Source organism: Streptomonospora wellingtoniae, assembly GCF_031845375.1.
GTDB classification, from domain to species: Bacteria; Actinomycetota; Actinomycetes; order Streptosporangiales; family Streptosporangiaceae; genus Streptomonospora; species Streptomonospora wellingtoniae.
Genome location: NZ_JAVREK010000017.1, coordinates 78984 through 91210, shown reverse-complemented (window position 1 = coordinate 91210; position 12227 = coordinate 78984). Strand labels below are relative to the sequence as shown.

Annotated in this window: 13 protein-coding genes; 10 read left to right on the top strand and 3 right to left on the bottom strand. The window is 73.9% G+C overall.

Going from position 1 to position 12227, the window contains the following annotated elements; all coding sequences use genetic code 11:
- Positions 1-38: 38 nt before the first annotated feature.
- Positions 39-1685: a sensor histidine kinase gene (locus tag RM446_RS16340; RefSeq protein ID WP_311546169.1), complete on the bottom strand. Its 1647-nt coding sequence runs from the start codon at positions 1683-1685 to the stop codon at positions 39-41.
- Positions 1686-1784: 99 nt separating this feature from the next.
- A complete protein-coding gene (locus RM446_RS16335; RefSeq protein ID WP_311546168.1) occupies positions 1785-3026 on the bottom strand; it encodes a phospholipase D-like domain-containing protein in 1242 nt (413 codons plus the stop codon).
- Positions 3027-3418: 392 nt separating this feature from the next.
- Here RM446_RS16335 and RM446_RS16330 point away from each other — a divergent pair, with 392 nt between their 5' ends.
- From RM446_RS16330 to RM446_RS16290, 9 genes are all read left to right on the top strand, one after another.
- Positions 3419-4537: an MFS transporter gene (locus RM446_RS16330; RefSeq protein ID WP_311546167.1), complete on the top strand. Its 1119-nt coding sequence runs from the start codon at positions 3419-3421 to the stop codon at positions 4535-4537.
- 111 nt (positions 4538-4648) lie between these two features.
- A complete protein-coding gene (locus RM446_RS16325; protein ID WP_311546166.1) occupies positions 4649-5398 on the top strand; it encodes a PIG-L deacetylase family protein in 750 nt (249 codons plus the stop codon).
- 101 nt (positions 5399-5499) lie between these two features.
- Positions 5500-6036 carry a YbhB/YbcL family Raf kinase inhibitor-like protein gene (locus tag RM446_RS16320; protein WP_311546165.1) on the top strand — a complete coding sequence of 179 codons (537 nt, stop codon included), beginning with the start codon at positions 5500-5502 and terminating at the stop codon, positions 6034-6036.
- A gap of 130 nt (positions 6037-6166) precedes the next feature.
- A complete protein-coding gene (locus RM446_RS16315) occupies positions 6167-6820 on the top strand; it encodes an HAD family hydrolase (RefSeq protein WP_311546164.1) in 654 nt (217 codons plus the stop codon).
- A gap of 345 nt (positions 6821-7165) precedes the next feature.
- Positions 7166-8206, top strand: a complete 1041-nt coding sequence (locus RM446_RS16310; RefSeq protein ID WP_311546163.1) for an ATP-grasp domain-containing protein — start codon at positions 7166-7168, stop codon at positions 8204-8206.
- Between the two features lie 53 nt (positions 8207-8259).
- Complete coding sequence (locus RM446_RS16305) at positions 8260-9045, top strand: 3'(2'),5'-bisphosphate nucleotidase CysQ family protein (protein WP_311546207.1); 786 nt, start codon at positions 8260-8262, stop codon at positions 9043-9045.
- A 204-nt stretch (positions 9046-9249) separates the two neighbouring features.
- Positions 9250-9678: a DUF1707 SHOCT-like domain-containing protein gene (locus RM446_RS16300; protein WP_311546162.1), complete on the top strand. Its 429-nt coding sequence runs from the start codon at positions 9250-9252 to the stop codon at positions 9676-9678.
- A gap of 116 nt (positions 9679-9794) precedes the next feature.
- The gene (locus RM446_RS16295) at positions 9795-10253 is read left to right on the top strand and encodes a DUF1707 SHOCT-like domain-containing protein (protein ID WP_311546161.1); all 459 of its coding nucleotides are present in this window, start codon (positions 9795-9797) and stop codon (positions 10251-10253) included.
- 33 nt (positions 10254-10286) lie between these two features.
- Positions 10287-10736: a DUF1707 SHOCT-like domain-containing protein gene (locus RM446_RS16290; RefSeq protein WP_311546160.1), complete on the top strand. Its 450-nt coding sequence runs from the start codon at positions 10287-10289 to the stop codon at positions 10734-10736.
- A gap of 92 nt (positions 10737-10828) precedes the next feature.
- Here the strand turns inward: RM446_RS16290 and RM446_RS16285 are convergent, their stop codons facing one another.
- The gene (locus tag RM446_RS16285) at positions 10829-11326 is read right to left on the bottom strand and encodes a DUF3145 domain-containing protein (protein ID WP_311546159.1); all 498 of its coding nucleotides are present in this window, start codon (positions 11324-11326) and stop codon (positions 10829-10831) included.
- A 197-nt stretch (positions 11327-11523) separates the two neighbouring features.
- Here RM446_RS16285 and RM446_RS16280 point away from each other — a divergent pair, with 197 nt between their 5' ends.
- Positions 11524-12219, top strand: coding sequence for an RNA polymerase sigma factor (locus RM446_RS16280; RefSeq protein WP_311546158.1), 696 nt, complete (start codon positions 11524-11526; stop codon positions 12217-12219).
- Positions 12220-12227 lie beyond the last annotated feature (8 nt).

The window sequence follows — 12227 nt, the reverse complement described above, 5'->3', positions numbered from 1 at the left end:
TGCACCGCACCGCTCGGGACGCCCGCCCCGGCGGGTCTTCACACACCGGTGTCGGAGCGGGGCCCCGGGAGCGTGTCCTTGGAGACCAGCCCGCCGCCGTCGAAGCAGAGCCGGTAGACCCCGAACCCGCCGCCGAAGATGTCGGGGGCGGACCGGTAGTAGCGGCAGTCGGACCGCTCCGCCGCCTCGCTGTCGTCTTCGGCCGCCGCAGGCTCGTACTGCCGCCCCGGCAGCAGGGGTTCGACCTGGGCGGCGGGGGCACCCACACGCAGGGAACGGTAGTCCGACGGCGGCAGCGTCGCGCCGACTGCGCGCAGGTACTCGCTGCCCACAGCCGCCAGCACGCCGAGCGCGACCAGGACCACGGCCGCGACCGCCATCGCGGCCGTGCGCCGGCGCAGGCTGCGCCGCACAGCGCGCCGATGCTCGTCCGGCGCGTCGGACTCCGGCTCGCCGACCGACTCGGCGGCCGCCGTGCCCCCCGCCGACGGGAAGTGCGCGACGATCTCGAAGCCGCCGCCGCGCTCGCCCGTCTCCAGTGTCCCGCCGGCCAATCGGACCCGCTCGGCGAGCCCGATGAGCCCTCGACCTCCGCCCGGCGCGTCGGCTGCCGATGGCCCGCCTTCCGGGGGCGGGCCGTTGGCGACCTTGGCGACCGTCCCGTGCTCGGCGCGCTCCAGCGCCACACGCACCGGCGCGCCCGGGGCGTGCTTGGTGGCGTTGGTCAGTCCTTCCTGGACGACCCGGTGGGCCGCCCGGTCGACCATCGGCGCGACGCCGTCCCAGAGACCGGAGCGCTCCAGGGCCACGTCGACGCCCGAGCGCCGCGCGCGTTCGACGACATCGGCGATCTCCTCTCCCGGCGGCGCGGTGGGCGCCTCGGTGCCGGGCCGGCCGGACTCGCGGAGCACGCCGACGATCTCGCGCAGGCGCTCGGTGGCCGTCGTGGCGCTCTCGCGCAGGCCCCCGGCGGCGGTGCGGTGCCGTTCGGCCAGGTCGGGCGCCAGCTCCAGCGCGCCCGCCCGCAACGCGATCAGGCTCAGCTCGTGTCCCAGCGAATCGTGCATGTCCTGCGCGATGCGGGAGCGTTCGCGCAGCCTGGCCTCCTCCGCCGCGATGCGCTGCTCGCGCTGCAGTTGACGCGCACGCTCCCAGCCGGCGTCGTCGAGGTTCGCACGCTGGCGCCGGTAGCTGCCGAGCATCCACGGCAGTACGAGTGTGAACACGTAGGCGATCCCCATGCCTGGCACGTCGAGCAGCAACTGCGGTTCGAGCACCATCCGGACGGCGAGCACGGCGGCCGACGCCGCGAAGGCCGAGCCCGCGAGCCACGCCCGCGGGTCGCGCCGTCCCAGGAGGTAGCAGAGGACCGCCGCGGCGAACGTCGCGTTCGGTGCCACCGCCTCCGACACCGCCAGTGCCAGCAGCGCGGCGGCCAGCGGGTAGGGGCGGCTCGCGGCTACCGCGGCGCCCAGCAGCACGACTGCCGCCGCCGCCTGGCCCGGTGTCTCCAAGAGCCCGGCGCGGACCCCGTCGACGACGGCGGCCAGCCCTCTGAGCAAGGGCAGGCACAGCACCGCCCACAGCAGCAGGTCCAGGACGGCGGTGCGCCGCGTCGGCCGCCCGCTCAGCGGCCGCAGCAGCTCCTTGCCCGCACGTGCGGCGGCCGCCCCCGGCTGTCCCATGGCCGCGACGCTACCGCGGGGGCCGCACGCGGCGGCACTGCCGAAAGGGGTGGACCGCCCCCGGCGGAAGTGGCACCGGACGCGCGCCGGTGGGCTCCGTCACAGCAGCGGGCGCAGCGGCGTCAGCAGCAGCTCGCACAGCTTGGCCACCAGCGGGCGCCCGGCCCACTCCTCGGGCGTGAGCAACCGGGCGTTGGTGGTGTCGTTGGCGAAGACCCGCTCCAGGTGGGAGGCCAGATCGTCGTCGAAGACCTCGACGTTGATCTCGTAGTTGCCCGTGAGGCTGAGCCGGTCGACGTTGGCCGTGCCCACGGTGGACCAGCGGCCGTCGATGGTGGCGGTCTTGGCGTGCACCATGGCGTCCTGGTAGAGGCACAGCTTCACGCCGCCGCGCAGCAGCTCGCCGTAGAACCCCCGGGAGAGCCAGTCGACGACGACGTGGTTGGAGTGCTCCGGCACCAGGATGCGCACGTCAACCCCGCGCTGGGCGGCGCTGATCAGAGCGCGCAGGATCTCCTGGTCGGGGATGAAGTAGGCCTGGGTGATGTAGATGTGCTCGCGCGCCCGGTCGATGGCCTCCAGGTACATCCCGCGGATGGGATAGATCAGCAGTTCGGGGACGTTGCGGTGGGCGCGGATCGTGGGCGCCCACTCCGGCGTTCCGGTGTCGGCGATGACGGGCTGGTCCTCGGTGCGCAGCATGTTCCAGAAGTCGCGGAACGCGTTCTCCAGCTCCCACGCCGACGGCCCCGAGACGCGCAGGTGGGTGTCGCGCCACTGGGTGGCATAGACCGAGCCGATGTTGTAGCCGCCGACGAAGCCGACCTCGCCGTCGACCGTGAGGATCTTGCGGTGGTCGCGCCCGGACTTGCGCACGTCCAGCAGCAGCACGCCCGGCCGGAACAGCGGATAGGCCAGCGTGTGGATGCCCTCCGGGTACCGGAGAAACCGCTGCGGCACGACGAGGTTGGCGAAGGCGTCGTAGACGACGTAGACCTCGACGCCGCGCTCGGCCGCCTCGATCAGCGCGCGCTTGAACCGGCGCCCTGTGGCGTCGCCCTTGACGATGAAGGACTCGAACATGATCCGGTGGCGGGCGCCGCGGATCGCCTCCAGCATGTCGCGGTAGAGGTCCTCGCCGTAGGTGTAGACGGTGAGTTCACTCGCGCCGACCGGCAGCGCCTTGGGCGCCGTGCGCGGGAAGTCGGCATGCAGTGGCCGCACCCGCTTGCGCCACTGGTTGACGGCGACGAGGCCCAGGACCACGGCGAGCTGGGCGCCCAGGAGGCCCAGCAGCGCACGCAGGAGCACGCGGGCGACCGGATGGCGTTTACGGGGCATCGGCTGTCTCCAGTCGGCGGTCTCCCCGGCCGGTGCCGCCGCCGTTGCGCCCGCGCTCGGCGGCGGTTTCGGTCGGCGGCGTCGATCGAGGCGTTGCGGCCGTTTCACAGTACCGCGCCGCCCCGCACGGGGCGGGGAGGCGCGGCGCCGGTTCCCCGCGGAGGGGGCGTGCCGCGGAATCGCCCGTGCGCCCCGGCCGCCCCGCGGCTAGTGTGTGGGATATGCACAAGCGACATTGATCCTCATCCGCAGCCGAGGCGCCGCTCGCCCGCGCACTGTACGCGTACACCTTCCTGGAGGACCTGGTCCTCCTGTACCCGGTCTACGCGCTGCTGTTCTCCGACTCCGGGCTGGGCCCCGCGCAGATCTCCTCGCTGTTCGCGCTGTGGTCGGTGACCGGCCTTCTGCTGGAGATCCCCTCCGGCGTGCTGGCCGACCTCTGCTCCCGCCGCGCGCTGATCGCCCTGGCACCCCTGCTCGGCGGGGCGGCATTCGCGCTGTGGACGTTCGCCCCCTCCTACGCCGCCTTCGCCGTGGGCTTCGTGCTCTGGGGTGCGGGTGCGTCCCTACGCTCAGGCGCCCTGGAGGCGCTGGTCTACACCGAGCTCACGCACCTGGCCCGCCCCGCCGCGCCCGGCGCCGCCGGATCCCACGACCGGAGCGGCCCGGGGCCCACGGCGGCCGCCGCGTGGGTGACCGCGGCCTACGCCCGGCTGATCGGGCGTTCCCGCGCCGCCGGCACCACCGCGGTCATGGCCGCCTCGCTGGCCGCGATGCCCGTCCTGGCCTGGGGCGGCTACACCGCAGCGGGTGCGGCGAGCATCCTGGCCACGCTGCTGTGCGCGGCCGCAGGCCGGGCGCTGCCCGCGGGCGGCGAACGCGCACGCCGTGCCGCGCGCCGCCGCGCCGCCCGCCGCGGCCGCCGCCCGTCCCGGCCGCTGCGCTCGGCGGTCGCCTCGGCCGCCGGGGTGGCCGGGCGCGCGTCGGCCGAGATCCGCGCCTCCGGCCCGGCGCGCCGCGCGCTGCTGGTGCTCGCGGTGCTGGTCGGCCTGTCCGGGGCGATGGACGAGTACGTGCCGCTGCTGGCCCGTTCGACCGGGCTGAGCACGCCCGCCGTCCCGCTGGCTCTACTCGGCGTCTCGGCGGGTGCGGTGGTGGGCGGCTGGCTGGCGGGGCGCCGCACCCGCCACACCGCCCTGGCTCTGGTAGCCGCGGCCTGCTGCATGGCCGCGGGCGCCGGATCGGGCCACCCCGCCGGGCTCCTGCTGCTCGCCGTCGCCTTCGGCGTGAGCGAGTGGGCCGGCGCCGCCGCTGAGGCCGAGCTCCAGGACAGCGTCGGCGAGGAGGCCCGCGCCACGGTCTCATCCTTCGCCGGGTTCGGCGCCGAGTCGGTGACGGTGCTCACTTTCGCCGCCTACGGCCTGGGGTCGGTGTGGCTGGCTCCCAAAGCGCTGTTCGTTCTGGCCGCCCTTGCCTACCTCGCCGCGGCCCGGGCGCTGCGCCGGCGGTGACCGCATCCGGTCGGCGCGGCGGGCAGCGGAATCGTCCGGGCGCCGCCGACGCTGTTCCGTGGAGGGCCTTTCGACCGACGGCCCTGCAGCACGCGACCAAGGAGGGCGCCGATGCCGAACGGGAACGAGGCTGGCGGTTGGACCGCCTACGCCGAGGGGGTCGAGCGGGCGCTCGCCGTCATGGCACACCCCGACGACGTCGACTTCGGCTGCGCCGGCACGGTGGCATTGTGGACCGACGCCGGGGTCGAGGTGACCTATCTGATGGTGACCGACGGCGAGGCGGGCGGCGACGACCGCACACTCGACGGCGACGCCATGGCGGCGCTGCGGCGCGACGAGCAGCGCAAGGCCGCGGCGGCCGTGGGCGTGCACGACGTCCGGTTCCTGGGGTACGCCGACGGCCGCGTGCTGCCCACCCTGGAGCTGCGCCGCGACATCGCCCGGGTCATCCGCATGGTCCGCCCGCAGCGTGTGGTCCTCCCCAGCCCCGAACGCGACTGGCGGCGGATCGCGCCCAGCCATCCCGACCACCTGGCCACCGGCGAGGCCGGTATCAACGCGGTCTTCCCCGACGCCCGCAACCCGCACGCCCACCCGGAGCTGCTCGCCGACGAGGGCTTGGCGCCGTGGAAGGTGCCCGAGGTGTGGTTGGCGCACGGCCCCTCGCCCGACCGCTACACCGACGTCACCGGCGTCTTCGACCGCAAGCTGGCCGCGCTGTCCTGCCATGCCAGCCAGATCGGCGACGTCGGGGAGCTGGCCGGACGCCTGCGGCCGTGGCTCGCCCAGAACGCGGCGGCGGGCGGACTGGACGAGGGGCGCCTCGCCGAGGTCTTCCAGTACGTCGACACGCGTTAGCGAACACGCGGCACACGCGATAGGTGTGGGGGTGTCCGTTGGTTGGCAGGGGCCCGGGGCGTCCCGCCCCGGCCGCCCCCGACCGCTCCAGGAGGTTCGACGTGCCACAGCCGCCTTCCCCCTACGAATTCCTCCCCGCCGTCCCGGCGTTCACCGTCGTCAGCGACGACGTCGCCGACGGCAAGCCCCTGCCCGCGCCGCAGGTCAGCGGCATCATGGGCGCGGGCGGCGAGGACGTCTCGCCACACCTGTCGTGGACCGGCCACCCCGAGGGCGCGCGGAGCTTCGCGGTCACCTGCTTCGACCCCGACGCGCCCACCGCCAGCGGCTTCTGGCACTGGGCGGTCTGCGACATCCCCGCCAACACCACCGAACTGCCCGCCGGAGCCGGCGACGAGAACGGCTCGGGCCTGCCCTCGGGGGCACTGACCCTGCTCAACGACGCCGGCGCTCGGCGCTACATCGGCGCGGCCCCGCCCGGGGGCCACGGCCCCCACCGCTACATGTTCGCGGTCCACGCGGTCGACGTGGAGTCGCTGGGTCTCGACGGGACGGCCACACCGGCGTTCCTGGGCTTCAACCTCTTCTTCCATTCGATCGGCCGCGCCCTCATCGCACCGGTCCACGAGCAGATGTGACCTCCGGGCCCCGCGCATAGAGGGGGCCGGTGCGCCCCGGCCCCGCCGGGGGCCGGGGCGGTGTTCACCTTCCTCGCGTAGTCTCCGTGCGGACACGGGGATCTCCGACACGGACGGGGTGCTTGCCGGCATGGATACCGGGGACGCGGGCATCGAAGCGGTCGTCTTCGACTTCGGCGACGTCATCTCCCTCTCTCCGCCGCCCGAGGACCGAGCGCGGATGGAGCGGCTGGCCGGGGTCCCGGCAGACGACCTGTGGCCGGCCTACTGGAGCGAGCGCCGCGCCTACGACCGCGGGAGGAGCGCCCAGGAGTACTGGGGCGCCGTCGCCCGGCGCGTGGGCGCCGACTGGGACACCGCCACGCTGCACGGGATGTGGGCGCTGGACGTGGGCTCCTGGCTGCACGTCCGACAGCACACCGCCCGCGTGCTGGACCGACTGATGCAACGCGGCGTGCGCACCGCGCTGCTGTCCAATGCGCCGGTCGACATCTCCGCCGCGCTGCGGCACTCGCCGGTGACGGCGAGCTTCGAGGCGCTGTTCTTCAGCTGCGACCTGGGCCTGTGCAAGCCCGAAGCCGAGATCTACGAGCACGTGCTGGAGGCGATGGGCACCGCCCCCGAGCGAACCGCGTTCGTCGACGACCGCGAGGAGAACGTGCTCGCGGCCAAGCGCCTGGGTATCTCAGTCCACCACTACGCGGGCGGCGACGGCCTGGTGTCGTTCCTGGTCGACCACGGCCTGCTCGACGCTTCCAACGGCGGGGCCCCGACGCCGCGGTAGCGGCCGCAGGCGACACGCCGACCGGGTACCGCGCGGCGCGCGGCCCGCCCGCGGATCTCCGGCATGTTCGGTGCCCGCCCACTACGCCGGGCACCCCTGTTCGGTTGTCCTGGGAACCGGAACCGGCCACCTGCGGTTTCAGACGGCGTTGGCGGTCTAGGCTCGATGGGACGGCTCATATCCGCCCGTCAACCGCCACCGCCCGATCGGAACGCTCCGCTCCACCTGCCCGCCATGGGGGACGCCGCCCCGCAGGGGGGCGGTGCTCGGCCGCGCCGCGTACCGCACCCAGCAGCCCCGAACCGATCGCACCGCAAGAGCCGGCCTCAACGGAAAGGTCCATCGGTGTCCGCTGCAGAAGAGCCCCGCCAGCCCACCGTCGTCGTCACCACCGCAGGCGCTCCCCAGACCCCCGGAACCATCCAGCACCTCCAGCGGCAGGGCTACCGCGTCGTGGCCACCGACATCGACCCCGCAGCCCCCGGCCTGTACCTGGCCGACCGGTGCTATACGGTTCCGCCGGGCTCCAGCGAGGCCTACCTGCCCGAGATACGCGGCATCTGCCTCCAAGAGGGTGCCTCCGCCGTCGTCCCGCTGGTCGACGAGGAGCTGGTAGCGGTCTCGCGGCTCGCCGACGACGGCATCGCGGTGCTGCTGCCGCGTCCCGGCTTCGTGGCCACCTGCCTGGACAAGTACACCCTGATGCGCCGCCTCGACGATGCGGGACTGCCGGTACCGCTCACCCGGCGGGCCGCCGAATGGGCCGGCCCGCCCGGGCAGCCGATCATCGTCAAGCCGCGCTCCGGCCGCGGCAGCCGCGGCGTCGTACGGCTGGAGTCGGCCGCGGGGCTGGGCGCACTGCTGGCCGGGAGCGACCGCCCCGCGGACGAGCTGATCGCCCAGGACGCCGTCTGCGGCACCGAGTACACGGTCTCGGTGGCGGTCTGGCGCGACGGCTCGGTGCAGGCGGTAGTGCCCAAAGAGGTGGTCCTCAAGGTGGGCGTCACCAAGTACGCCGTCACCCGGCGGCACGCGCGCATCGACGAGGTATGCCGTGCGGTCCAGCGGGAGCTGCGCGCCGACGGACCCTTCAACGTGCAGCTGGCCCTGGACTCCGAGGGCGAGCCGCGGATCTTCGAGATCAACCCGCGCTTCTCGTCCACGTCCCCGCTCACGCTGGCCGCCGGCGTCGACGAGGTCGGCGGGCTGCTGGGCCAGGCGACGGTGGGCGGCCCCCGCCTGAACGACGACTGGCGCGAAGGAGTGGTCATGGTCCGCCGGTGGTCCGACGACTTCGTCGACGAGGCCCGCTTCGCCGGCGCCGGCGTGACCCCCGCTCCTCCCCCCGCCGCTGCCGAGCCGGCCGTGGGTGTGGTCGGCTCGTGAGCGCCGGCGCCGAGGCCGGGCGGACCGCGGGCGCCGATGCGGGGGCGGCCGCGCTGCTGGCCCCCGCCGAGCAGGCGGTCCGCGAGGTGGGGGCGCTGCTGCGTGCCTGGCGCGCCGACCCCCGGGCCACGTCGGGCGTATGGGAAGGCGACCAGTTCAAGGCGCGGGCCGACGCCATGGCCCATGAGGAGCTGAGCGCCCGGCTGCGCCGGGCCGCCCCGGACGTACCCGTGATCAGCGAGGAGGACCCCGCCGGGCTCTCGGGCCGGCGTCCCGAGCGCTACTGGCTGATCGACCCCGTCGACGGCACCGCCAGCTACGTGCACGGCTTCAGCGGCTACGTCACCCAGGCGGCGCTGGTCGAGGGCCGGCGGCCGGTGGCAGCGGCCGTCTACGCGCCCGAGTCCGGCCACTGCTATACGGCGGTGCGCGGTCGCGGATCGGCGGTGGACGGTGAGCGCCTGCTGGTGTCGGCACCGGACGCCGGAGCGGGGGTGCTCACCGACAACACGCCCGAGCCGCGCGGCATCGCCCGCGCCGCCTACGAGCGCTTCGGCTGCTCCGGCTACCTGGAGTCCGGCAGCATCGCGCTGAAGCTGTGCCGCATCGCCGACGGCGGCGCCCACCTGTTCGTCAAGGACGTCGCGGTGCGCGACTGGGACGTCGCGGCACCGGCGCTGGTGCTTGAGGAGGCGGGCGGCGCGGTCCTGCGGCTGGACGGCGGCCGCTTCGGCTACACCGGCTCCTTCGAGGGCGCCGGTGTGATCGGCGCGGCGGACGGCGGCACCTGCGCCGACGTCGCGGCCTGGCACCGCGGGCGAGGCGGCGGCGCGAGGTAGGGCCCAGAAGGTCCTGGTTGATCGGGATCGCCCGGCATGACGCGCGACCACGGCTAGGCGCCCTCCTCCGCCGGGCCCGGCGGCTGGTACCGAAGTACCTCACCCGCCGGGCGGAAACCCCGCCTCGGGAAGGATCCCCGCGGCGCTCGTCCGCGTCTAAAGTGGGCGAAAGGGAATCGGAGAGACCGGGAGGAGGCGTGAAAGGTGAGTGCCGACATCACGCCGCACGATGAGCTCCGCGCTTCGGACGCCGACCGCGACACCGTCGCGCGCCGGCTCTCCACCGCGCTGTCGGAGGGCCGACTGGACATGGCCGAGTACCAGACTCGGCTCGACTCGGCGATGGGCGCCGTCACCAGGGGCGAGCTCGTCCCGCTGACCGCGGACCTCCCCGACCCCGACACCCCCGCCAGCGGACCGGTCGACCTCGCCCGCACCGGGATCGAGAGCGCCCCGCTCTCCTGGCGGGAGCGCGCCGGAAGGTGGCACGCCTGGTCGGGCGGCGCCGTGGTGATGATCGCCATCTGGCTGTTCACCAGCGTCGCCTCGGGCGACATGCAGTACTTCTGGCCTGCGATGCCGCTCGCCATCTGGGCCGTGGTGCTCTACTCCGGCGGCGGCTGCCGCCGCTGACCCCGGCCGCCGCCGCCCATCCCCCGCTGCACACCCGCCCCTCGCCCTGCCGCTTTTCTCCCGCGCGTGCGCGGCGTATCGTGAAATTCCCATCATCGTGCGGCAGGGGGTGGGCGTTGGACGAGGAACGCGTCCCGGAAGGTCGGTTCCGCGCTTCGGATACCGACCGCGATGCCTGCGCCGAACGCCTTGCGACGGCGCTCTCGGAGGGCCGTCTCGACCTCGACGAGTACGAGCGCCGACTGGACGAGGCCATGGGCGCCGTGGTCGTGGGTCAGTTGCGGGCGCTCACCGCAGACCTCCCGGAGCCTCCGCCCCCGACCGAGCGCGACGACACCGCACCGGTGCCCGCCGGCTCCTCCCGCTCCGCCCTGGTATCTCCGTGGAAGGACTGGGTAGACGAGTGGCGATGGTGGCTCGGCGGTGCGGTCATCATGACCGGCATCTGGGGTGTCACCAGCGTCATGGGCGGCGACCTGCTGCCGTACTGGCCGCTGGTGCCGCTGGGCATCTGGGCGGCGATCCTGGTCGCCGCAGCCATCTGGCCCGATGAGAGCTCCGGGTCGCGCAGATGAGCGTCACCACTCCGGCTGGAGGGATCGACGAGCATGGACGATCAGCACTTGCCCCCGGACCGGATGCGGGCCGCGGACTCCGACCGCGACGCCTGCGCCGAGCGCTTGGCCGTGGCCCTGCGTGAGGGCCGGCTCGACCTCGACGAGTACCAGGAGCGCCTGAACGCGGCGATCCGCGCGAAGACCATGGGCGAGCTGTGGCCGCTGACCCGCGACCTCCCGGCGCCCCCGGCGGTCCCCGAGCCCGCCGAGCCCGAAGTCCGCAACGGGCGCCTCACTCCCGAATGGCACGACCGGCTGGAGCCCTGGCGCGGGCTGGCCGCCATTTCGGTGATCCTCATCGGAATCTGGGGCGTCACGAGCGTCATCGCCGCCGAGCCGCTGCTCTTCTGGCCGATGATCCCCATCGGGTTCATGTTCCTGTTCACCCTGGCGGGCGCGATCGCCGGCACGGCGGGCGACCGGCACCGCGACGGGCACTAATCACCGTTGATCTTGTAGCTATCGCCACTGAAAATCGTTTTACATCACGATAGCTACAAGATCAACGGGGGTTGGGGTTGCCCAACAGTCTGTCAGCCCGCGGCGTGCAGCCAGCGGACCGGTGCGCCGTCGCCCGCGTAGCGGAACGGTTCGAGCTCCTCGTCCCAGACCCGCCCGGTGAGCCGGTCCAACTCGTTCACGAGGTCGACGCCCTCTTGGGCCTGGGCGCGCTCGACGGCGTTGCGCAGCCGCGACTCGGAGACCATCACCTCGCCGGCGGCGCTGGTGACGGCCGTGAAGATGCCCAGGGTCGGCGTGTAGCTGTACCGCACACCGTCGCAACCGGGAGTGGCCTCTTCGGTGACCTCGTAGCGCAGCTTCTGCCAACCGTTGAGTGCCGAGGCGATGGCACCCGAGGTGCCCGGAGTGCCCTGCCAGTTGAGTTCGGCGCGATGAGCACCGGGAGCCGCCGGCTGGGCGCTCCAGTCGAGTTTCACAGGCACGCCAACCACACCCGCGACCGCCCACTCGACGTGTGGGCACAGCGCCGCAGGCGCGGAGTGGACGTACAAGACGCCACGTGCGGACACCGAACCTCCTGATACGAACGAGTGCGCTTCCCCGACGCCCTCGTACCCGAAGAGGAGCTTGTCCGTCCTGGATTTTCCTGAGCCTATTGTGCCCCATCGGCACCATCGGCACCAGGTCCACCACGGGCGGATCCGGCGTTTTCCCCGCTTCCCCTCAGGCGAGCGGCTACTGTTGCCGTGCGCGCGAGGCGGGAGCAGTGAGTCTACTGGGGGTGCGGGTGGCTGACCAGTCCTACGCCGAGGTGTCGACGGGCGAGCTGGTGAAGCGCGCCCTGTGCGACGACGACGTGGCGTGGGAGGCGCTGGTCGACCGGTTCGCCGCACGCGTCCACGCCGTCGTGCGCAGCCACGGCCTGTCTCCGCACGACGCCCAGGACGCCGAGCAGACCGTGTGGTCCAACCTGGCGGAGCACCTCTCGCGGATCCGCGCTCCGGAGAGCGTCGGCCCCTGGTTGGCCACCGCTACCCGGCGCGAGTGCGCCAGACTCCGCAGGCTCGCCCGGCGGTCGCCGCCCTCCGATCCCGAGCGGCTGCACGCAGTGGACCACCGCAGCCCCGAGGCGGCGGCCGTCGCGGCCGAGCGCGACCGGCTGGTGCGCGGCGCCATCGCCGCGCTGGGAGAGCCCGACCGGACGGTGGCGGTTCTGGAGCTGCACGCGCCGCGGTCCCCGGCCGCCGAGGTCGCCGAGTTCGCGGGGCTGAGTCCCGCGGATGTGCCCGCCGTACGCCGCCGGGTCCGGCGCCGGCTCCAGCGGGCGCTCACGGATCAGGGCTACGGGAACGGCCGCGAGAACGGCCGCCGACGGGACGGCCGAAACGGCCGCGACGATCGGGCGGCGCCCGCGGCCCAAGAGGGCTCCGCGCCGCGCCGGTCGGGCACCGGCCGGCAGTAGGCAGCAGA

Excerpts from the sequence above, each read along its gene's own strand:
- RM446_RS16340 (WP_311546169.1), bottom strand. The coding sequence starts at position 1,685 with ATGGGACAGCCGGGGGCGGCCGCCGCACGTGCGGGCAAGGAGCTGCTG.
- RM446_RS16315 (WP_311546164.1), top strand. The coding sequence starts at position 6,167 with ATGGATACCGGGGACGCGGGCATCGAAGCGGTCGTCTTCGACTTCGGC.
- RM446_RS16290 (WP_311546160.1), top strand. The coding sequence starts at position 10,287 with ATGGACGATCAGCACTTGCCCCCGGACCGGATGCGGGCCGCGGACTCC.
- RM446_RS16335 (WP_311546168.1), bottom strand. The coding sequence starts at position 3,026 with ATGCCCCGTAAACGCCATCCGGTCGCCCGCGTGCTCCTGCGTGCGCTG.
- RM446_RS16325 (WP_311546166.1), top strand. The coding sequence starts at position 4,649 with ATGCCGAACGGGAACGAGGCTGGCGGTTGGACCGCCTACGCCGAGGGG.